The organism is Bacillus sp. BB081 (assembly GCF_008368895.1).
GTDB classification, from domain to species: Bacteria; Bacillota; Bacilli; order Bacillales; family Bacillaceae_G; genus Bacillus_A; species Bacillus_A wiedmannii.
In genome coordinates this window covers 204,752-226,198 of sequence record NZ_QOZX01000018.1, presented here as the reverse complement: position 1 = coordinate 226,198, position 21,447 = coordinate 204,752, and the positions used below count along the sequence as shown (strand labels likewise).

The following is a 21,447-nucleotide window of genomic DNA, read 5'->3' as shown; positions in this document are numbered from 1 at the left end:
ATATTTCTCCTACTTTCTAAACAACTTAAAAAATTTAATATGCCCCTTTGCCCACTACAACATCCTTGACAGTTAATAGCAAAATCTTAATATCCAACCATAATGATGCATTATAAGCATAATATAGCTCTAAATCTACCCTCTCTGGATATCCTACATCACTTCTCCCGCTTACTTGCCAATAACCTGTAAGACCTGGCTTTACAGATAAAAACTCATCTTTTCTTTCTCCATACTCTACCAACTCTTCTTGGACCACTGGTCTTGGACCAACAAGGCTCATATCACCTTTTAAAACATTTAAGAATTGTGGAAGTTCGTCTAAGCTAGTCTTCCTTAAAAATTGGCCTACTTTTGTTATGCGTGGATCTTCGCTCGGTTCTAATTTATAATTATTATCTATATATTTTTTATATAATACTTCATTACTTCTTAATTTCTCTTCCGCATTTACAATCATTGATCTGAATTTATAAATGTAGAATTCTTTTCCATTCTTCCCCATACGAATCTGTTTAAAAAAGACAGGACCTTTATTATCCCCTGTCATATATAAAATTGAGATTAAAAGAAAAATTGGAGAAAAGATTATCAATCCAACTATTGCTCCACTTAGGTCCATTACTCTTTTTAAACATAAATATATACCACTAGGTTTTCTTATTTTCAACGTACTTTGTTCTAATGGCTCACTTACTATTTCACGATTCCCCAAATATATCACCTTTCCTTTATACAGTTACCTTTTCTCTTTTTATAACTTCATTCATGTAATTTATTAATTCTTCATTTAAATTTTCATGCTGTAACGCCATCTCAATCGTCGTCTTAATAAACCCAAACTTCTCACCAACATCATAACGAGTACCTTCAAAATCATAAGCAAATACACGTTGAATTTCATTTAATCTTTGAATCGCATCTGTTAACTGAATTTCCCCACCAGCACCTGTTTGTTGATTCTCAAGGAACGTAAAAATTTCTGGTGTTAATACGTAACGACCCATAATCGCTAAATTCGATGGCGCTGTACCTTCTGCCGGCTTTTCCACAAATTGACGTACTTGATAACGACGGTCATCTTGTTCAACTGGATCGATAATACCGTAACGATGTGTTTCATTTTCTGGCACTGTTTGTACACCAATAACTGATGACTGTGTACTTTCATATTGATCCATTAATTGACGTAAACATGGCGTTTCTGCTTGTACAATATCATCACCAAGTAATACCGCAAATGGTTCATTTCCAATAAACTTACGTGCACACCATACTGCATGTCCTAAACCTTTTGGTTCTTTTTGTCTTATGTAATGAATGTTAATTTTTGATGAAGCTTGTACTTTTTCAAGGATTTCTAATTTTCCTTTTTTAAGTAAATTTTGTTCTAACTCAAAAGAATGATCAAAATGATCTTCAATCGCGCGCTTTCCTTTTCCAGTAACAATAATAATATCTTCAATTCCTGATTCTATTGCTTCTTCTACTATGTATTGAATTGTTGGTTTATCGACGATAGGTAACATTTCTTTCGGCATCGCTTTCGTTGCTGGTAAAAATCTTGTTCCAAGACCAGCTGCTGGAATAATCGCTTTTCTTACTTTTTTCAATTGTATTCCCCCTACATCCTTTTATTTGTATGTAACAATAACAAAAACCCTACCTATAGAGTCATATTTATAACTCCATAGGTAGAGTTTCTATCATAAATAAATTATGGGCATCCAACCCATCCTCACGCCATACTCCCGACGACAAGCGTCTAAGGTAGGTTCGAAATAAAAATTTCTACCCACAGCACGACCGAGTGCCTCCGTTGATAACGGTTAGGAGACATCACCAGTTCTTTATTTAAAAAATACCGAACAATTTTTTACGACGAATTTGTTCTGGATCTTCTTTATAAATTGCTTTCCCGCTAATTATTAAATACGGATTCTCTCTTAAATCATTCATAACACTTGCGCCAAATTCTTTCTCTATTAGTTCATAGCTTTCTGCTAGATGAAATCCTCTTGATGTTATGTTATGTGCATCTGATGCAACCATATGAGTTAAATTATGCTCCACAAGCTGCAATGAAAACCTTTTAATTTTTTTACCAAACTTACCTAGTAAACTACCTGCCGTCACCTGTGTTAATGCACCTTTATTGACAAGGTTATATAACTTATCTGGCCGCTCGATTAACTCGGCATTACGTTCGGGATGAACGATAATTGGGATCATTCCTTTTACACGTAGTTCATAAAATAGTTGTTCTGCATAACGAGGTACGTGATTAGATGGAAATTCAATGAATATGTATTTGTTTGTTTCATTTAAGGTAACAATTTTACCAGCTTCATAGTCTTCTAATAAATCACCGTATAACCTGACCTCTTGTCCTGGTAAAATGGTAAGTGGGATATTATGTTGTTGCAGTTCATCATTTAGTTGTTTTACTTGATGAATAATTGAGGTACGTTCATTTATATATTTTCCATTTTGATGATGCGGTGTTGCGACAATTGTATGTATTCCTTCTGCCACTGCTTGCTGTGCCATCGCTAAACTATCCGTTACTGTTTGTGCACCATCATCGATACCAGATAAAATATGGCAATGTAAATCGATCATCTGTTGCATCCTCCCTATCTTCTAATAATCCTTTTTCACGTGATCACGATCATTCAGGACAACGCCTAACAGTTTACCTTTTGCAGACTCTAATAAACCTTTCGCTTTTACTGCTGTTTCTTTCTCTGTCGATTCACTACGAACAACAAGAATAGAAGCATCACATACATTCGCCATAATTTGCGCGTCAGTTACAGCTAAAATTGGTGGTAAATCGAAAATAACCAAATCGTACATACTATACGCTTGCGCAAGCAGTTCTTGCATTGATTTCGAACCTAACAGTTCTGCTGGATTTGGTGGGATTGGACCACAAGCTAAAAAGTGTAAATTATCAACTGAAGTCGTTTGTACACATTTTTCTAAACGTTCACTATGTGTTAATACGTTCGTTAATCCGAAAATATTATCGACTTGAAACATTTGATGCATCGCTGGTTTACGCATATCTGCATCAATTAATAATACTTTCTTTCCTTGTTGGGCAAACACGACTGCCATATTTGCTGTCGTTGTTGTTTTCCCTTCACTTGGGTTCGCAGATGTTACCATTAATGAATGTAAATTCGTATCAACAGCTGCAAACTCAACATTCGTTCGAATATTACGATATTGTTCTGAAATTGGTGATTTCGGTTGTTGATGAGCAATTAATTGACGGCGTTGACGATGATTCTTTTTCTTTTTAAATAAATTAAGAGCCAATTGTTTGTCCCCTCACTTTTCTTGATGATGTAGCGTGTGATTTCACGTTCATTGTTTCTTCATCCATACGAGCTACAATACCTAACACTGGTAAGCCAAGTAAGTTTTCTACATCTTCTTCTTTTTTCACTGTGTTATCTAAGTATTCTAGTAAGAATGCTAGACCAACTGAAGCCATTAAACCAACAACAAAGGCAATTACTACATTTAACATTGGGCGTGGTTTAATTGGAGATTGATTTTCTGCAACTTCTGCTTTAGATAGTACTGTTACGTTGTCCACATTCATAATTTTTGCAACTTCACCTTTAAATACATCTGCAGTTGCATTTGCAATATCGCGAGCTAGTTTTGGATCTTTATCCTCAGCTGTTACAGAAATAACTTGTGAATCTTTTTCATTCGCAACATTAATCTTTCCTGTTAACGCTTGCGCTGTCATATTTAAGTTTAATTTTTCATTCACTTGATCTAAGATTACTGGACTTTTAATAATAACCTTATATGTATTCGTTAATTGAATATTCGTTTGAACTTCACCAGCTTGGATCATTGCACCTTCTTGTTTCTTCTGGTTAACAAGAATTTGCGTCGAAGATTGATAGATTGGTGTCATAAAGAAGAAGCTAATGATAGCACTTACAATAGCTGCACCAAAGGCAATTACGAGGATCATTGCTAAACGTTTTTTTAAAATATGAAATAACTCTTTCAAACTAATTGTTTCTTCCATAAGTTCCTCCAACTTTCTAAAATTTGCACATAAGAAAAATTATAACATATAAATCTTACATTTTTTATTTTGAATAATTTAGTTCTACATTTATTCACATCAAGCACATATAATCTTACAAAATAATCTTAAATATGACAACACATTCCATCAATTTTCCAAAATTTCCATTATATTATGCTTTTTATATAATGCAATGCTAAATTTTATAAAAATTCAAAAAAGCCAATAAAATTATTTATCGGCTTGTAAATTTATTATTCTATACACTATTTTCTAATAATATCCATATTGTTCTTTTTCTGCTCTTTTATCGTTTAGGACGACACCAAGTAATTTACCAGACGCTTTGTCTAATATTTGCTTCGCTTTTACGATTTTTTCTTTTTCTGTTTTTTCACTGCGTACGACAAGTACGATTCCATCGCATTTATTCGCTAGTATTTGTGCATCGGTAACCGCAAGAACGGGTGGTGTGTCGATTAAAATAATATCAAACATGTTATATGCTTCCAGCAATAGCTCGTCCATTCCCCGGCTACCTAGTAGTTCAGCTGGGTTTGGCGGGATTGGACCTGCTGCCATTAAGTATACGTTCTCTATATCTGTTTTTTGAATGCATTGCATTAGTTTCGCTTGTCCTGATAATAGGTTCGTTAACCCATTTGAATTATGAATGGCAAATAAGTTTTGAATCGTCGGCTTGCGCAAGTCAGCTCCGATTAATAAAACTTTCTTTCCTTGTTGGCCGAAAACAACTGCTAAGTTTGCGATTGTTGTTGTTTTTCCGTCACCTGGATCTGCCGAGGTAACAATAATAGAACGAACATGATTATCTACAGATGTAAATTCAATATTTGTACGAATGTTGCGGTATTGTTCTGCAACACGTGATTTAGGCTCTTTATGTGTAATTAATTGTCGTAATGGTTTTCTTTTCTTTCTTCCGAACATATTCATAATCTCCTTTTGTGAAATGCGACATTTCCCCTTTTTCTCTCTATGCTCGATTTCATACGTCTAATTAATATTTTATATTGCTGATTTCCCTACATCTCATCATAATCACTAACATTCTACTTTGTCTTATATAAACGCCTTAACAATATGACAATGGCTTTACTTCTTTTCTATCCTTATCATTTATCCTATTTTTCGTATAAACAATAAAGTAATTATATGGCAATTACCTTCCATATACAAGTAATTTTCTGACTAGTTTGCATTTTAATAATTATAACGATATATAGTGGAAATAAAAAAATCCCCTTGCATTTTCACAAGGAGATTTTTTATTTCTGTTATTCTTTTTTATCACCAATCGCAAATGTAATTTCAGCTTCACATGCAACTTCACCATCTACTGTTGCGATTGCTTTTCCTTTTCCGATTGGACCACGTACACGTGTCATTTCTACTTCTAGACGAAGTTGATCACCTGGACGTACTTGTTTTTTGAAACGACAGTTGTCGATACCTGCGAAGAAAGCAAGTCTTCCTCGGTTTTCTTCTTTCTTTAATACCGCAACTGCTCCGACTTGTGCTAACGCTTCTACAATAAGTACACCGGGCATAACTGCATAATCAGGAAAGTGCCCGTTAAAGAATTCTTCGTTTGCGGATACATTTTTAATTCCAACCGCTCTTTTTCCTTCATCTACTTCTAATATTTTATCAACAAGTAAAAATGGATAGCGGTGAGGAATGATTTCTTTAATTTGTTCTATATTTAGCATACAATAATCGCCCCTTTTATAATATTGGTCTTACCACTTGGACATATTGTTATTATCCCATTTTGTTTATTATTTGTCATTATAAAGTACAACCTTAACATCCATTCAGCTTTATATATAAAAAAATGCACACACTCTATTCTCTTAAAATAGCTGCAAATACTTGCAACTGACACGGAGGTAGAAAAGAGTGTATGCCCAAATTAGGGAAAGGCAATATGTATTTGAACATGATTTGCCTTAATGTCGTATTCGACTCATTATATTATAAACGTTTTCAAATAAGGAAATATTAAATTTAACCATATATATGAATATTTTACCTATTTCCTTCGTTTTTCTTTATTTTTCTTCTATTTTCTCAATAAATCAAAATAAAATAAAAAAATGAAAGAATAAAAAAACAAAAAAGAACTACGGTTAATACCTTAGTTCTTCTCATCTTCCCCGCCTTTTGCGAGCTAATAATAAGCGGGGGATGCCCCCACTTATTAAAGTTTCACTTTATCGTAAAGCACGCTTTGGTAATTTATCGATATTCTCTAACATAATACCTGTACCAACCGCAACACATTGCATTGGGTTTTCAGCAATTAATACTGGTACTTTTAGTTCTTCTGCTAGAAGCATGTCGATACCGTGTAGTAAAGCTCCACCGCCTGTTAGAATAACACCGCGGTCGATAATGTCCGCAGATAGTTCTGGTGGCGTGCGCTCTAGTACGCCTTTTGCAGCTTGTACAATGATAGCCGCGTCTTCTTTTAGTGCTTCTGTAATTTCTTCAGAGCATACTGTAATTGTACGTGGTAAGCCCGTTACCATGTCACGTCCGCGAATTTCAAGCTCTTCGCTACGTGCACCTGGGAATACTGTACCAACTTTAATTTTAATATTTTCTGAAGTACGTTCTCCAATTAATAGCTTATACTTACGTTTAACGTAGTTTAAGATCTCCATATCAAACTTATCGCCAGCCATTTTGATAGAGGAAGAGGTAACAATATCACCCATAGATAGTACAGCGATATCCGTTGTACCTCCACCAATATCAACAACCATGTTACCGCTTGGTTGGAAGATTTCCATACCAGCACCAACCGCGGCTACTTTTGGTTCTTCTTCTAAAAATACTGTTTTACCACCTGAACGTTCAGCAGCCTCACGAATTGCTTTTTGTTCTACTGATGTGATATTTGTTGGACAACAAATTAAAATGCGAGGTTTTGAAAAGAAGCTCTTCACGTCCAATTTGTTAATGAAATACTTTAACATTGCTTCTGTAATTTCGAAATCTGCGATTACACCATCTTTAAGCGGACGAATTGCTACAATATTACCAGGTGTACGTCCCACCATACTTCTTGCTTCTTCACCTACTGCTAATACTTTACCTGTGTTACGATCAATTGCCACAACAGATGGCTCATTTAATACAATACCTTTGCCTTTAACATGAATTAATACATTAGCCGTACCTAGGTCAATTCCGATATCTCGCGCAAACATTCCCGTCATTTCCTCCTCGATATTCAAAATCAGGTTACACCCGAATTCTTTTACACCTAATTTCTGATTTTATCATAAATTTAACAGAAACGTAATATTCGCAAAAAGAATTCTTCTGAAAAATATTACCGAATTGAAACGGAATGTTTGCGATCGCATATTTATTGACGGACCGGCTTTTCTACATCTTCTTTTCTATACTTTTGCTTTGTTGCTTCTCCGCCTCTTAAATGACGAATAGACTTATGATAATCAAGAATTTCTTTCACTTCATTTGCGAGCTCTGGATTAATTTCTGGTAGACGTTCCGTTAAATCTTTATGGACTGTACTCTTTGATACCCCAAATTCCTTTGCAATGACACGCACTGTCTTTCTTGTCTCCACGATATACTTACCAATCTTGATAGTTCTCTCTTTGATGTAATCGTGCACACCACTCGCCTCCCTAAATTGGATGTGAGAAGTGTGAAATGAGCCTCGCTGCATACGACTAAGAAGTAAGTGTGAGTGCTGTTTGTAAGCGTTAAACATTCTTGGATTTATAATGAAATGATTCACGATTTCTCACCTCAAACACTCTCTTTGCTTTGGTTTATACCATTGTATTGCCCGCACTACTGATATATGCTACATGTTCACTATTTTTGCGGACTAAGTTAAGAAAAATTACGTTTTTTTGTGAGAAATACGTTAACATTGACTATTTTGACGAAAAAAAATGACACCTTGTATATAAGGCGTCATTCTTCTCGTTCCAATTCTTCTTCTAACAATTGATGGTGGGGAACCTCTTTCTTACCGGCGATATAATAATATAAAGTGAATAAAACAAACAATAAAATAATAGCAGTCGACAGAACAAACAAAAATGACACAGTATCCCCTCCCTTTTGTAATATATATTCGAGAATCTCGTCATTTTTCCTTGTTATTGCAACTTTTTTCTCGAAATTGAGTATTTTTATATAAAAATAAAAAAATCAGCTCTCCTAGTGAGAACTGATTTTTTCATTTTCTTATTCTTGTGAAGAAGAACTGTTAGATGATTCTGTAGAACCATTTGTTGATTTTTCTTCTTTCTTCGGCTCTTCTTTTTTGTCACTAGTCGCACCGCTTGTTGATTTCTCTTCTTTTTGAGACTTGTCTTCTGTTTTATTTTCTGGTTTCGTGCTCGTTGACTTCTCTTCTTTTTGAGATTTGTCTTCAGCTTTTTTACCAGAAGCGTTCGTTGCCTTTGCAGCACCTGCATCAGCTTTAATTTCTGCTACTGACTTATTTAAGTAGCGCTCAGGGTTCACAGCCACGTTGTCTTTACGTACTTCAAAGTGAACGTGAGAACCTGCTTCTTTATTCATTGCACTTAGACCGGATTTTCCTAATACTTCACCTTGTACAACTCGTGCACCTTTTTCTACTTTCACACTGCCTAAGCTTTGATAAGAAGCTGCTACACCATTTCCACTATCAACTGTTACAACATAACCAAGAAGTGAATCTTTTTCAGCTTTCGTTACTGTACCACTTAAAGCAGCTGTAACATTGAATTCTTTTCCATTCTTCGCAGCAATGTCAATTCCTTTGTTTGGGGAATATGTGTTGTTATAAAAGACAAGTGCTTTTTCTTGTTCCGCCTCAGTTGCTGCATCTTCATAGAATTTCTTCTGTACGACTACTTCCGCATTCGCGGCTGCTGGCATTTTCACTACTTCTGAAGATTTCGTTACTGGTACTGCTGGATCTTCCGATTGTGTATACGGTGTTGCTTGATCTTGGTTCGGAGTCTTCTTCGGATTAGCTCCTTGGAACCATAGCGCAACCATTAAAATTACCGCTGCACAAGCAATGTATAGTGCCGGAAACACCCATCTTTTTTGAAATAAATGTACTACCTTTTGCGACTTTTTATTATTTCTTCCTCGCATTCCATCATCACCTCAGCAATCATTTTGAACAATATTCACGTATCCTATACAACGTATAACTAATTACTTTTCGACAAAATCTGTAAAAATATGTATAGGAATTGTAAGATTTCCGAGGAAATGATAGAAAAAATAAAAAACTGAGCACTTTCGGCTCAGTTTTTAGTCCAATTGTTTCTTTTTATATACGATTAAACATGCAATAAGTGAAATAACTAGCCACACTCCAACATTTAGCATATGCCCACTAATACTACTAAACCCAGCACCCTCCACTAAGATTTTAATCGCTTTTTCAAGATGAGATGTTGGAAGATAACTAATCATCGTCTTAATTACTTTATTTTCAACCATTGGCTCAAATTGTACAGCTAAATACATCGTCATTAATATTGGCATTCCAATTAGTGATGTTTGCGGGACAGACTCAGCTAATAATCCAATCACTGTTCCAATTAAAATGAATAGAATTGTTCCACATAAGAAAATAAATGCTAGCAATAAGAGATTGCCACTTAATTGATCTAAGATGAATAAGTTTACAATGGAAATACCCAACGTTAAACATGCTGTTAATATACTTTTCCCAAGAAGAACTTCAACAGAAGAAGCTGGTGATAGCATTAACACACGTAACGTATGTTTTTCTTTCTCTTCTGCAATTACCATTGATTGAACAAACCCTGCTACAAATAGAAAGGACATTAAAGTAATAATGCCAACTCCTGCCTGCCCTTCTCCAAATCGGCTAAATATAAATGCAAATATAATTGGTAAAGATGCCATTAACAAAACTTGTGAATTTGTCTTAAAATCCTGTACTTCTTTTCTAAAAATAGCTGATACACGTCTCATTGAAAATGTCATTATAATCCCCTCCCAGTAACTTCAATAAAGATATCGCCTAACGTTGGCTCATAAGAATGAATGGATAATAGTTCTCCATTTTTCATCCACTCTGAAATGCGTTTTGCACCTAATTCATCTTTTTGTACCGTTTCTTTCTTCTTATCCTTTAACACGACTTGTATTTGATCTTTCGCGTATTGTAAGCGAAGGTTCTCCGGTGTATCAAGCGCTACAATTTCTCCGCTACATAGAAAGGCAATGCGGTTACAAAGCGTTTCTGCTTCGTCCATGTTGTGCGTCGTTAAAAAAATCGTCGTTCCTTCTTTATTTAAGTCTTTTAAGATTTTATGAATGTTTTGTACGTTTACTGGATCGAGTGCAGATGTTGGTTCGTCTAAGAAGAGGATATCTGGTTTATGAAGAATTGCTCTTGCTAGTGTGACGCGTTGCTTCATTCCTTTTGATAGTTTCTTTACTGGTGTTTTTTTATCATCTAATAGATTCACTTGCGCTAGTACTTCATCGATTCGTTCTTTTTTACAATCGTATAAGTCACAAAATAATAGTAAGTTATCATAAATGCTAAGTCTCTCATATAAACCGCTGTTGTCTGTTAAAATACCAATTCGTTTATAATCGATGCTGCTTGGCCCTGTAATATCTTTGCCTAATACTCTTACTGTTCCAACACTATGAAGCAATTGAGAAGTTAAAATCTTTACTGTTGTTGTTTTTCCAGAACCACTCGGTCCGAGGAATCCGAAAATCTCTCCTTGCTTTACCTCAATATTTACATTTCTAAGTGCCGTTTTTTCGTTGAAACTTTTCATTACATCTTTCATTTCAATTGCCAATGTCATCTCGTCATCCCCTTTGTTTTTCTCTTTTATAAATGAAAGTCGCTTTAGCGCTTTTCGTTTGTTTGTTTCGCTTTTCTTGACTCAATCATATGAAAAACAAAAGGGTTACGCAGTAAAATACCGGTAAAAGGAGTATTTTTACCGGTGAATGAATCGTATTTTGAGCTTATTGGAGTAATTTTTATAGCCCAATCACACCTTTTAATTCATCCATTCGTCCTTTTGAAAGCGGGATTGAACTTTTTCTTTCGTCATCCAAAATTAAACTAAAGCTATTACGAGTCCACGTAATGACTTCTCGTACTCTTTGTAAATTCACAAGGTACGAGCGATGACATCTAAAGAAACCAAAACCTGTTAATCTCGTTTCTAATTCACTTAATGTTAATGCACATACGAAATCACCTTCGCGCACATGGATATGTGTCACTCCGTTTTGCGTTTCAATAAAATGAATTTCCATCGGATCAAGTAAAATGATTTTATCGTTCACTTTCGCTGGAATTCTTTCAAGTTTCATTTGCGGAATCATTTGAACAACCTTTTCTTCATCCACCTCTTCAATTTCTTCTTGTTCGATTTCTATTTTCTTCACACCATCATTGTTTAATATGTATACATCTTCTGTTAACGAAAGGGCGTCCGATAAGAAAGATGACGTAATAAAGATTGCCTTTCCTTGCTCTTTCATTTTCATGATTGCTTTTCGAATAATAATCGTACTCTCTGTATCTACATTTTGCTCTGGCTCTTCCAAAATAACTAAGTCTGGATTATGAATCATAACACGCCCGATATGAAGGCGACGTTTCTCTGAAAATGATAGTTTTTCTATTTTAACGTTTAACTTATCTAAGAGGCCGACATATTGCACTACTTCTTCCGTGCTCATTTTTGATTCATAAAGCCCTATTAAGAACTTAAAGTATTCCTTTACCTTCAAACGGTCGTATGCTTCATCTTTCAAAAAACAAAAACCGATGTGAGAATACTTTTTCTTTCCAATCGATTCTCCCTCAAACAGCACGTTGCCAGTTGAAGCTTCTTCCTCACCAATAATAATGCGGTGCAACACTTTCGCTGTATGGTTATTACATTGCAAAACAACGCATTGTCCCTTCTCAACCTTCAGTTCAACTGCCGGTAACTGGTTCGTCTTCCCTAATTGTCTCAACTCGAGTAACGCCATTCTGTCTCCCCCAAATACTTTTTATCCTATTATACCAAACAGTTAATGGAAGATTTAGATATTTTATGAAGTATCATAAAAAGAAGGCTATCCAAATGAAAGGATAGCCTTCTTCTCTAGTTTTGCTCTATATACGTCTTGAGTTGATCACGCAGCGCTCGTTTTAGAAACTTCCCTGCAGATATTTTCGGAAATTCAGCTTCTAGTAAAGCATACAGTTCTTCTCTTTCTACTCCTTGTCCTTCTTTTAATACGACGCAAGCTTGCCATTTTTCATACGGCACCGCCACAACAGATGCTTCTAACACTGTATCGTGAAACATTAAAGCATTTTCTAAATCTACGGAAGAGATCCATTCGCCTCCGCTTTTAATTCAGTCTTTCGTACGATCAGCAATTTTAATAAATCCTTCCGAATCAACCGTGACAATATCTCCTGTGTAGAGCCAACCGTCTTTCATTGATTCTTCTGTACGCTTATATTTATAATAGCTACCTGCGATCCATGGGCCCCTTAAACAGAGTTCTCCCATCTCTTCTCCATCCCACTTAATTTCACCGCCTTGTCCAATCACTTACATTTGTTTTCTACAAATAATGACAAAAGGAGCTAATTAAAATTAGCTCCTTTTCCCCCTACTTCTTCACCATTAACTTTCCTTCATAATCATTCATCGACTTTATTTCGACACCTTTATAATAATGAGCAACGATATCTGTATATTTCTTACCTTCCGCTGCCATGCCATTTGCTCCGTATTGGCTCATGCCAACGCCGTGACCGAATCCCTTCGTTGTAACGACGATTTTATCCCCTTCTTGTTTCCATGTGAAGTCAGAAGAGCGTAAATCTAACTTTTCACGAACTTGCTTTCCTGTTAATGTTTTCCCTTGAAATGCTACATCTTTTACTCGCTTTCCTTCCGTAAGATCTTTAATATTTCCAACCTTCCCGTCTGCCAACACCTTCACACCGAGACGTTTTTGAAAGTCAGCTACTGTAAAGGCTTGCTCGCTCGTAAATTTTGGAGAGGCTTGATCCCACGGACTATCTACGCTCTTTAAGTACGGATAATCATTTCCCCAATAATCAGCTGCATTTTCTGTCCGGCCATTACTCGTTGAGAAGAAGGATGCTGAGATTGGTTTTCCATCATACGTTAAAACTTGTCCTGCGGTTTTCGAAACGGCTTCTTCGATTTTCTTCAAATTATTTTCGTAGTTATTGCCCCATTGTTTCTTCAATTCTTCTTTACTTTTGTACACTTGATCTTTCACCGTATCGGTCACGTCCGCATTGTTTTTCTTACCTCCGCTTAGCATACGCTGTACCACAAATGTTCTCGCTGCTAATGCCTGCGCCTTTAGCGCCTCTATTTCAAAGCTGGCATTCATCTCAGAAGCTACTACACCGGTCACATACTCCTCCATAGGTAATGTTTCTACCTTCTTTTGCTGATCACGATATACAGCAACTTGAACCGCTGTATCCACTTTCCCTGGAGCTGGTATACTTTCTATCGCTGGAGGAGTTTTAGAAGCTGCTTTTTCTCCTACTTTTGCTTTCGCAAACGGAATAACAAGAGCAGCAGGTACAATGATAACGAGCGCTATTAGAAGCGCTACTGTGATAAAAAGCGGCTTTGAAAATTTCATCTTATTTCCCCCAATATCCAAAAGCTTTACTCCATTCATTCTTATGGAACAACTCTTTCTTTTAGAACATACTTAAGGGGAACCAGCTAAAACAAAAATTTTCTAAATATTTTTACTGGTACGTGCATAAGTATAGAATTTATTGACTATAACAGTAATAACCCAAAAAAATAGTCCCTACGTCAAAAGACGTAGAGACTATTTCAATTAAGCGTGAAGATCAGAAACTTCTTGTTCTTTCACTTCTTCTACTTTTTCGTTTACACGTTCAATAGTTGCACCTAATGCAGCTAATTTCTTATGGAAATCTACATAACCACGGTCAAGATGCTTTAACTCAGTTACACGAGTGTAACCTTCAGATACTAAACCAGCTAAGATTAATGCAGCAGCAGCACGTAAGTCAGTTGCGCCTACTTCAGCACCTTGTAAGCTATTTGGACCGTTCATAATAACAGAACGACCTTCGATTTTAATATCAGCATTCATACGACGGAATTCTTCAACGTGCATAAAGCGGTTTTCGAATACCGTTTCTGTAATCATACTTGTTCCATCAGCTTGTAGTAATAATGCCATCATTTGTGATTGCATGTCTGTTGGGAAACCTGGGTGAGGCATAGTTTTAATATCAACCGCTTTTAACTTATCTGGGCCGATAACACGTACACCTTCATTTTCCTCAATAACTTTAACACCCATTTCTTCCATTTTCGCTGTAATTGAGCGTAAATGTTCAGGTACAGCATTTTCAATTAAGATGTCTCCACCAGTAATTGCCGCTGCAACCATGAATGTTCCCGCTTCAATACGGTCAGGAATAATAGAGTGGTTTCCACCATATAATTTATCAACGCCTTCGATACGAATCGTTCCAGTTCCAGCTCCGCGTACTTTCGCTCCCATCGCATTTAAGAAGTTAGCTAAGTCAACGATTTCTGGTTCTTTCGCTGCGTTTTCAAGGATTGTTGTCCCTTTTGCTAATGTAGCTGCAGACATAATGTTTTCTGTCGCGCCCACGCTTGGGAAGTCTAAATAAATTTTAGCCCCTTTTAGTTCTCCCTCAACGTATGCCTCAACAAAACCATTACCAACCTGTACTTTTGCTCCCATTGCTTCGAAGCCTTTTAAATGTTGGTCAATTGGACGTGAACCAATTGCACATCCACCAGGAAGTGCAATACGAGCACGGCCGTTACGTGCAAGTAATGGTCCCATTACTTGAACAGATGCACGCATTTTACGTACATATTCAAATGGTGCTTCAATGTTTAGTTCTTTAGAAGCATCGATTGTTACTTGGTTATTTTCAAATACGACTTCAGCATTTAAATGACGTAATACCTCATTAATTGTGTATACATCAGACAAAACTGGTACTTCAGATAGTACATTCTTTCCATCACTCGCTAATAGGGCTGCAGCGATTATAGGTAATACAGCATTTTTTGCGCCCTCAACACGCACTGTGCCGCTTAACCGCTTTCCGCCACGGACGATGATCTTTTCCAAATTATTCCCCTCCGTGTCCTTTTTTCAGTATCTATTCACTCAATACTCAGAAGTTATGATCGGTGTGCCAACCACAATTGTATCTTTGTTGTCTGTAGAACGTATTGCTATTTGCACATTTATTTTCTCTCTATTTGTTGAAAGAGCGTCATCCCACTTTTTATTGTATGCGGAGACTGATACAAATGCTCTTTCTTCTATCTGTTCGATCGCTCTTGCTGAAAGATCTTTCAAAAACTGATTGGTTTTATTTTGCAAAACACCTTCAATCTTATCATTCAGTACACCTTGAACACAAGTGTAAATTATAGGTTTTTCACTAAAAATTTTATTTGTTTTCTGAATGTACTTCGGGTCCCATTTCGCCCCGCTTACTTCAAAAATAATGAAAGTGTTTTCTTTAGTATTTTCCTTACTCCATGTTACTACTACTCGTTCTTCATAAGAAGAAAATTTTTTATAGGATGTAGCTTTATATCCATCTGGAGATTGCTCTAATTCCCACTTTTGAATATTCGCCTTGTCCTTCACATCGTTTAACAACTTTTGAAACATATGTATATTAGAAATTGTTTTTTTTTCTCGCGCTAACCATGACCACTTCTCTACTTTAGCATCATTTTTCTCTAAAGTTGCAATCATGCTCTCCATTTTCTGTTCATCGCTGATCGGTTTCATCTCTCTATATCCAACCAAAAATAAAACAACACTTATCACAACAATAAGAATGGCTTTAAGCTTCAATTTCATCCCCTCCTATCCCCATTGTTAACGGAGATATGAGGTTCTATACACTTACTTTACTAAATACGTTAAACTCTTTGAATAGCCTAAATAATCAAGGAAAAAGTTACTTACAGATGTCCCAATTGCAATTGTAATTAGGATGAGTAACACTCGCGTCTGCATCACCTTTCCAGACTTCATTAAACGCTCAATGTGAACACCTTGTAAGGCCCACCACGTAATGGTAATAAACAATAAATGCGAAACAATGGCAATCAGTGCTTGTTGCCCTAAAAGATGTGCCAAAAAATCGACCCCTTTTTACCCAGCTACTACTTACGAAATACTATAAAAACGATACCATAATAAGTAGGAGCCACACTTTTTCAAATACAAATAAGCATCTTACATTTCACATCATAATTCGCTCTCAAAAAACATATACCTACATGCATTTTCAATTGTAATTCACACAAAATAAAAAGCGCAGAGTAACAACTCCACACCTTTTATTTTCACTATTGTACCACGTTCCCTAAGAAGAAGAAATCCTTCATTAATGGAAAATATTCATAAAAGAAATTGTATCCAATCATCGGCATAATCCCTAGTATTACAATCGAGATTGCACAAAGGCTCATAACAACCTTTATATTCAATGGCAAACGAATTTTCTCTTCCACTTCTCCCGTCCGGAAAAACATTTGCTGTAGAATACGGAAATAATATACGAATGAGATGACTGTCGTCCCCATCATAATAGAAGCTAGTACGTAATGAGCTGGCTCTACATGCAGTGCACCTAAAAAGATGTTAATTTTCCCGATGAAACCAGCTGTTCCTGGTATCCCGGCCAACGATAATATAAAAATCGTCATCACTATCGCTGTAAATGGCGACCGCTTATATAATCCGGTAAAAATAGTAATATTTTCTTTGTCGCTTTGTAAGATTAAGCCGTGAATAATTGCAAATGCGCCTATATTCATAAGCATATACGCAAGCATGTAAAACCACATGCTATCCATCGTAAATGGTGATAATGCTACAAGCGGAACGAGTAAATACCCCGCATGCGCGATTCCCGAATAGGCAAATAGGCGTTTTACGTTATATTGCTTTAACGCTACTACGTTTCCAATAATCATCGTAATACTCGCTAGTACCGCAATGTATATGCTCATACGTCCGTATAAAGATTGCATGTCTCCTTGCACCGATACACTTGCAAAAACCATGAGAAACAGACGAATAATGAGTAAGAATCCAGCAATTTTAGAAATCGTCCCGAGAAAAGCAGTAACAGGTGTAGCCGCTCCCTCATACACATCTGGTGCCCACATATGAAACGGCACTGTCGCAATTTTAAACGAGAGTCCAACGAGTAATAGTAAAAATGCGAGAGCTAACAATAACTGAATACCACCAGCAAGCTCCCCTGCGAATACTTTTTGCATATCCACGATATTAGTTGATCCTGTAATACCGTATAAATAACTCATTCCAAAGAGCGTAATTGCCGTTCCAATTCCTCCGTTAATGACATATTTCATGGCCGCTTCGTTTGATGCACGGTTCCTTTTTCGTATTCCTACTAAAATATATGAAGAAAGTGAAAGCAATTCTAAACCGACGAAAAGTGTAATGAAGTCGATACTAGAAGCCATAAACATAGCCCCAAGAAGTGCCATTAAAAATAAGTAATAATATTCTCCCTTATCTTCAATTGGATTCTTCTTATCATCGCTCATGGCGGTGCATAAGATGAGGGCCGCTCCGCCTAATAACAACGTTTTAAACCCTTTTGAAAACCCATCTAACACAAACGATCCATTTAAAATATCTCCTGTCGGTTCACCGTATAGCGTGATTAACGACACGATTGCTAATATGACGGCTGCGATTGCACTAAGCGCTACATATCTATGGTTCAGCTTAAAAAATAAATCACATATGGAAAGAAGGATGGCTGCTCCGAGAATAATGAATTCTGGCACCATGAGATGCCATGATAAGCTAAGTAACGTATTCATATCCATCCTACTTCACCCCCAATGTTTTCAATGTATTTTGAAGCGGATCCCCTAGTATTTCTGGCATTACTCCAATTGCAATAATGCAGAAGATAAGTAGCAATATAGGGACATACTCCCATCCGTGTATATCAGCTTTCGCCTCCCACTCTTTCTTACCAAAAGTTACTTGAAGCGTTGCCCTTAATACGTATACAGCGGTTAAAATGATTCCGAGCACACCGACTGCAGCAATGACTGGCTCCCCTTGGAATAAACCGAGAAAGGCAAGAAACTCGCTAACAAATCCAGACATTCCTGGCAATCCAAGCGATGCCATTCCTCCTGCTAAGAAGAATCCGCTAAGTACCGGGACACTTTTTGCGAGTCCGCCAAGCGCTGTAATGTCCGACGTTCCAAAGCGCTGTTCTATAACGCCAAGTAAGAAGAAGAGTAAGGCCGCAATTAAACCGTGAGAGACAACTTGGAATAGTGCCCCTTGTATACCTGGTGCATTTAACGCCGCAAGACCCATTAATACGATGCCCATATGCGAAATACTAGAGTAAGCAAGCACCTTCCGAAAATCCGTTTGGATGAGCGCTAAGAAGGCTCCGTACAATAAATTGATGACTCCTAAAATCGCAATAAGCGTTGCAAACTCGCGAAAGTATTCCGGGAATAGCCCCTTTCCGAAACGAATCATACCGTATGCCCCAATCTTCAGTAAAACGCCCGCGTGAAGCATAACTACAGCCGGATGCGCTTCAATATGCACATTGACCATCCAGCGATGTAACGGGAAAATGGGTAGTTTAATCGCAAAGGCAATCATTATGGCAAGAAACAATCCGAACTGTAAGCTACTTGAGACAGCCATTCCTCCCCCAGCACCTACGCTCGTTAATATTTCTTTAAGCTCTGTAATATTTGTTGTACCTGTTTTTGCAAATAAAACTGAGAAAACGATGAGTAAAATAGCAGAGCCAATACCGTTATATATTAAATAACTATAAGCAGCCTTTTCACTCGACAATTTCCCCCACTTTCCAATTAATAAAAACATTGGCGGCAACGTAATTTCAAAGAAGATAAAGAACAACATTAAATTTTGAGCAGCGAAGACGCCGAGCATCCCTATTTCTAACATGAGTAGCAGCATATAAAAGGCTTTCAAGTTTCTTTTAATAGTAAATGCCGCAATTGCTGCAAGCATCGCTAGAAGGGCTGTCAGCACCATCATAACGAGCGATAAACCATCAATGCCGAGCTCGTAATAAATGGAAAACCATCTTTTATCCACCGCTGCAAAATCCCCAAATTTAATCCATTTCACTTTTTCATCGAATAGCGACAAACTCTTTCCAGAAGCATATGTACAAGCGAGGACGATAGCGATTCCAAATGGAAGCGCCGTCCCAAATAAACCAAGTGCTCGCACAGTACGCGATTCTTTTTTTGGCGTTAATACAAGTAAGAGAATTCCTAAAAGCGGGGAAAAAATGAAGAACGTTAATAACAAATCATTCATCGTAAATCCCCTCCCGTATAGAGCAAAATAATGACGAGTACTGCAAGCGAAACAGCTGTTACAGTGCCGTACACTTGTACATTTCCGTTTTGGAGTCTAGAACCGAGTCCGCTTATCCCTTTAACTAGACTCCCTATTAAAACGGCAATTCCTTCGACTACATACACCTCAAATAAGCGAAGCACATGAGCGATTCCCTTCGTAATAGGGAGCACCGTCATATTGTATAGTTCATCCACATAATATTTTTCTTTCAAAAGGTTATAAAGAGGTGTTCCATCGCCCCCAGCCCAATCTCTAGAAATAGATTTCTTGCCATATATGAAATATGCAAGAGCAATCCCAGCCAAGGAAACGAGCGTCGCAACAATCATAATCCAAACTGGTCCATGTGCCTCTCGCGCTTTAAATGCTACATCTTTCGTAAGCCAATCCCCGAGAAACGTCCCAAACCACGGTGTATTTATATAACCTGCCACTACTGCAAGGACCCCGAGAACGATCATCGGATACGTCATAATGCGGGGCGATTCATGCACATCTTCCTTTGTCTTTGCTTCCCCAGTAAAGACAAGGAAGTAGAGCCGGAACATGTAGAATGCTGTTAAAAATGCTGCAATTACTGCTAATATGAATAAAACGTAATTGCCATTCATCCAAGTCACCGCTAAAATTTCATCTTTACTAAAGAAACCAGAAAGGAGCGGAACCCCACTAATTGCAAGTGTACCGATTAAAAATAGTGCACCCGTTACTTTCATCTTCTTCTGTAAACCACCCATTTTATTAATGTCTTGCGTATGCACTGCATGAATGACACTTCCTGCTGCCAAAAATAGTAGCGCTTTAAAAAAGGCGTGTGTCGTTAAATGGAAAATACCAGCTACATAACCAGCAGATCCTAATGCGAGCATCATATAACCTAGCTGGCTAACCGTAGAATAAGCAAGCACTCTCTTTATGTCCGTTTGTACAAGACCGATAGAAGCCGCAAAGATCGCAGTGAAAGCTCCAACGATTGCCACCGTCTGCATCGCCACCGCACTTGCTGAAAATAGCGGAAACATCGTCGCCACTAAATATACGCCAGCTGCGACCATCGTCGCCGCATGAATAAGTGCCGAAACAGGCGTCGGCCCTTCCATCGCATCTGGTAACCACGTATGAAGCGGGAACTGACCTGACTTCCCCATCGCCCCGATAAAAATTAATATCGCTGTTATTGTAATCATGGTAGGGGTAAGATCACCCGTACGAATCGCCCTAAATATTGCGTCATATTCAAAACTACCCGCGTGCCAAAAAAGTAAGATCATCCCTATAAATAAACCGACATCTCCAATACGAGTCATAATAAAAGCCTTTTTCGCAGCAGCCTTCGCTTCTTCTTTAAAGAAATAAAAACCGATGAGTAAAAATGAACCAAGGCCGACTAACTCCCAAAATATATAAAGCTGTAATAAATTCGGTGATATAACGAGCCCGAGCATCGCAAATGTGAAGAGCCCTAAATAGGCATAAAAGGTTGGTAATCTTTCATCACCTTTCATATAACCTTTCGAATACACATGTACAAGTAAACTCACAAGTGTAACGATAAACAGCATTAAAGCCCCTAATGCAGTCACTTCAAAGCCAAATGATATATCAATATCTCCCGTTCTAAGCCATACCCACTTATGCTTCAATCCTACTTTCGAAAACCGTTCTATTAATACAAGTACCGCAAATATAAAGGAGAGAAAGACGAGGAAAATACTAAGTACACTGCTTCCTTCTCTAATTTTCTTCCCGAATATAAGTAATAAAAAAAACGAAACAAGCGGGAAAAGCGGTATGAGCCATGCATAATCGATCATTGTTTCCTTCCCCCTTTTCGGTCACAA

General features: G+C 37.2%; 21 protein-coding genes and 1 pseudogene. All 22 read right to left on the bottom strand.

Annotation, left to right across the window (positions count from 1 at the left end):
• Positions 1 to 34: 34 nt before the first annotated feature.
• The 22 genes and pseudogenes from DN394_RS10965 to nuoL all read right to left on the bottom strand — a co-directional run bounded on the left by DN394_RS10965 (position 35) and on the right by nuoL (position 21,420).
• Positions 35 to 715 carry a sugar transferase gene (locus DN394_RS10965; RefSeq protein WP_149293784.1) on the bottom strand — a complete coding sequence of 227 codons (681 nt, stop codon included), beginning with the start codon at positions 713 to 715 and terminating at the stop codon, positions 35 to 37.
• A 16-nt stretch (positions 716 to 731) separates the two neighbouring features.
• Positions 732 to 1,613, bottom strand: coding sequence for a UTP--glucose-1-phosphate uridylyltransferase BpsC (bpsC, locus tag DN394_RS10960; protein WP_149293783.1), 882 nt, complete (start codon positions 1,611 to 1,613; stop codon positions 732 to 734).
• Between the two features lie 241 nt (positions 1,614 to 1,854).
• On the bottom strand, positions 1,855 to 2,622 hold the full coding sequence (locus tag DN394_RS10955) for a tyrosine-protein phosphatase (protein ID WP_149293782.1): 768 nt from the start codon (positions 2,620 to 2,622) through the stop codon (positions 1,855 to 1,857).
• A 21-nt stretch (positions 2,623 to 2,643) separates the two neighbouring features.
• Positions 2,644 to 3,327, bottom strand: a complete 684-nt coding sequence (locus tag DN394_RS10950; RefSeq protein WP_149293781.1) for a CpsD/CapB family tyrosine-protein kinase — start codon at positions 3,325 to 3,327, stop codon at positions 2,644 to 2,646.
• Complete coding sequence (locus tag DN394_RS10945) at positions 3,317 to 4,060, bottom strand: YveK family protein (RefSeq protein ID WP_149236970.1); 744 nt, start codon at positions 4,058 to 4,060, stop codon at positions 3,317 to 3,319. Before DN394_RS10945 ends, DN394_RS10950 begins: the two co-directional genes overlap by 11 nt.
• 276 nt (positions 4,061 to 4,336) lie before the next feature.
• A complete protein-coding gene (locus DN394_RS10940) occupies positions 4,337 to 5,014 on the bottom strand; it encodes a CpsD/CapB family tyrosine-protein kinase (RefSeq protein WP_142311639.1) in 678 nt (225 codons plus the stop codon).
• Positions 5,015 to 5,361: 347 nt separating this feature from the next.
• Positions 5,362 to 5,796 (bottom strand): 3-hydroxyacyl-ACP dehydratase FabZ, encoded by a 435-nt coding sequence (gene fabZ / locus DN394_RS10935; protein WP_000931959.1) that lies wholly within the window; start codon positions 5,794 to 5,796, stop codon positions 5,362 to 5,364.
• Between the two features lie 504 nt (positions 5,797 to 6,300).
• Positions 6,301 to 7,302: a rod shape-determining protein gene (gene mreB / locus DN394_RS10930; RefSeq protein ID WP_000457990.1), complete on the bottom strand. Its 1,002-nt coding sequence runs from the start codon at positions 7,300 to 7,302 to the stop codon at positions 6,301 to 6,303.
• Between the two features lie 161 nt (positions 7,303 to 7,463).
• A complete protein-coding gene (gene spoIIID, locus DN394_RS10925; protein ID WP_000544012.1) occupies positions 7,464 to 7,736 on the bottom strand; it encodes a sporulation transcriptional regulator SpoIIID in 273 nt (90 codons plus the stop codon).
• 308 nt (positions 7,737 to 8,044) lie between these two features.
• Positions 8,045 to 8,179: a hypothetical protein gene (locus tag DN394_RS10920; protein WP_000008903.1), complete on the bottom strand. Its 135-nt coding sequence runs from the start codon at positions 8,177 to 8,179 to the stop codon at positions 8,045 to 8,047.
• Between the two features lie 141 nt (positions 8,180 to 8,320).
• Positions 8,321 to 9,226, bottom strand: coding sequence for a stage II sporulation protein SpoIIQ (locus DN394_RS10915; RefSeq protein WP_149293780.1), 906 nt, complete (start codon positions 9,224 to 9,226; stop codon positions 8,321 to 8,323).
• A gap of 162 nt (positions 9,227 to 9,388) precedes the next feature.
• Positions 9,389 to 10,093, bottom strand: a complete 705-nt coding sequence (locus tag DN394_RS10910) for an ABC transporter permease (RefSeq protein WP_000144454.1) — start codon at positions 10,091 to 10,093, stop codon at positions 9,389 to 9,391.
• Positions 10,093 to 10,935 carry an ABC transporter ATP-binding protein gene (locus DN394_RS10905; protein ID WP_149293779.1) on the bottom strand — a complete coding sequence of 281 codons (843 nt, stop codon included), beginning with the start codon at positions 10,933 to 10,935 and terminating at the stop codon, positions 10,093 to 10,095. The genes DN394_RS10910 and DN394_RS10905 overlap by 1 nt, the downstream gene beginning before the upstream one ends.
• A 181-nt stretch (positions 10,936 to 11,116) precedes the next feature.
• The gene (locus DN394_RS10900; protein WP_046960130.1) at positions 11,117 to 12,124 is read right to left on the bottom strand and encodes a LytTR family transcriptional regulator DNA-binding domain-containing protein; all 1,008 of its coding nucleotides are present in this window, start codon (positions 12,122 to 12,124) and stop codon (positions 11,117 to 11,119) included.
• A gap of 116 nt (positions 12,125 to 12,240) precedes the next feature.
• A pseudogene (locus DN394_RS10895) lies at positions 12,241 to 12,699 on the bottom strand (AMP-binding enzyme); the annotation flags it as partial.
• 61 nt (positions 12,700 to 12,760) lie between these two features.
• Entirely contained in the window at positions 12,761 to 13,780 is a 1,020-nt protein-coding gene (gene spoIID / locus DN394_RS10890; protein WP_149293778.1) for a stage II sporulation protein D, read from the bottom strand.
• 207 nt (positions 13,781 to 13,987) lie between these two features.
• Positions 13,988 to 15,292 (bottom strand): UDP-N-acetylglucosamine 1-carboxyvinyltransferase, encoded by a 1,305-nt coding sequence (gene murA / locus DN394_RS10885; protein ID WP_098084732.1) that lies wholly within the window; start codon positions 15,290 to 15,292, stop codon positions 13,988 to 13,990.
• 39 nt (positions 15,293 to 15,331) lie between these two features.
• Positions 15,332 to 16,036 carry a YwmB family TATA-box binding protein gene (locus DN394_RS10880; RefSeq protein ID WP_370458309.1) on the bottom strand — a complete coding sequence of 235 codons (705 nt, stop codon included), beginning with the start codon at positions 16,034 to 16,036 and terminating at the stop codon, positions 15,332 to 15,334.
• Positions 16,037 to 16,087: 51 nt separating this feature from the next.
• Positions 16,088 to 16,324, bottom strand: coding sequence for a DUF1146 family protein (locus DN394_RS10875; RefSeq protein WP_000940744.1), 237 nt, complete (start codon positions 16,322 to 16,324; stop codon positions 16,088 to 16,090).
• A gap of 212 nt (positions 16,325 to 16,536) precedes the next feature.
• The gene (gene nuoN, locus DN394_RS10870; RefSeq protein ID WP_338119284.1) at positions 16,537 to 18,051 is read right to left on the bottom strand and encodes an NADH-quinone oxidoreductase subunit NuoN; all 1,515 of its coding nucleotides are present in this window, start codon (positions 18,049 to 18,051) and stop codon (positions 16,537 to 16,539) included.
• A 7-nt stretch (positions 18,052 to 18,058) separates the two neighbouring features.
• Positions 18,059 to 19,561, bottom strand: coding sequence for an NADH-quinone oxidoreductase subunit M (locus DN394_RS10865; RefSeq protein ID WP_149293776.1), 1,503 nt, complete (start codon positions 19,559 to 19,561; stop codon positions 18,059 to 18,061).
• On the bottom strand, positions 19,558 to 21,420 hold the full coding sequence (nuoL, locus tag DN394_RS10860; protein ID WP_149293775.1) for an NADH-quinone oxidoreductase subunit L: 1,863 nt from the start codon (positions 21,418 to 21,420) through the stop codon (positions 19,558 to 19,560). The genes DN394_RS10865 and nuoL overlap by 4 nt, the downstream gene beginning before the upstream one ends.
• Between the last annotated feature and the right edge of the window lie 27 nt (positions 21,421 to 21,447).

Excerpts from the sequence above, each read along its gene's own strand:
- DN394_RS10955 (WP_149293782.1), bottom strand. The coding sequence starts at position 2,622 with ATGATCGATTTACATTGCCATATTTTATCTGGTATCGATGATGGTGCA.
- DN394_RS10945 (WP_149236970.1), bottom strand. The coding sequence starts at position 4,060 with ATGGAAGAAACAATTAGTTTGAAAGAGTTATTTCATATTTTAAAAAAA.
- DN394_RS10940 (WP_142311639.1), bottom strand. The coding sequence starts at position 5,014 with ATGTTCGGAAGAAAGAAAAGAAAACCATTACGACAATTAATTACACAT.
- fabZ (WP_000931959.1), bottom strand. The coding sequence starts at position 5,796 with ATGCTAAATATAGAACAAATTAAAGAAATCATTCCTCACCGCTATCCA.
- mreB (WP_000457990.1), bottom strand. The coding sequence starts at position 7,302 with ATGTTTGCGCGAGATATCGGAATTGACCTAGGTACGGCTAATGTATTA.
- DN394_RS10915 (WP_149293780.1), bottom strand. The coding sequence starts at position 9,226 with ATGCGAGGAAGAAATAATAAAAAGTCGCAAAAGGTAGTACATTTATTT.
- DN394_RS10910 (WP_000144454.1), bottom strand. The coding sequence starts at position 10,093 with ATGACATTTTCAATGAGACGTGTATCAGCTATTTTTAGAAAAGAAGTA.
- DN394_RS10905 (WP_149293779.1), bottom strand. The coding sequence starts at position 10,935 with ATGACATTGGCAATTGAAATGAAAGATGTAATGAAAAGTTTCAACGAA.
- DN394_RS10900 (WP_046960130.1), bottom strand. The coding sequence starts at position 12,124 with ATGGCGTTACTCGAGTTGAGACAATTAGGGAAGACGAACCAGTTACCG.
- spoIID (WP_149293778.1), bottom strand. The coding sequence starts at position 13,780 with ATGAAATTTTCAAAGCCGCTTTTTATCACAGTAGCGCTTCTAATAGCG.
- nuoN (WP_338119284.1), bottom strand. The coding sequence starts at position 18,051 with ATGAATACGTTACTTAGCTTATCATGGCATCTCATGGTGCCAGAATTC.
- DN394_RS10865 (WP_149293776.1), bottom strand. The coding sequence starts at position 19,561 with ATGAATGATTTGTTATTAACGTTCTTCATTTTTTCCCCGCTTTTAGGA.
- nuoL (WP_149293775.1), bottom strand. The coding sequence starts at position 21,420 with ATGATCGATTATGCATGGCTCATACCGCTTTTCCCGCTTGTTTCGTTT.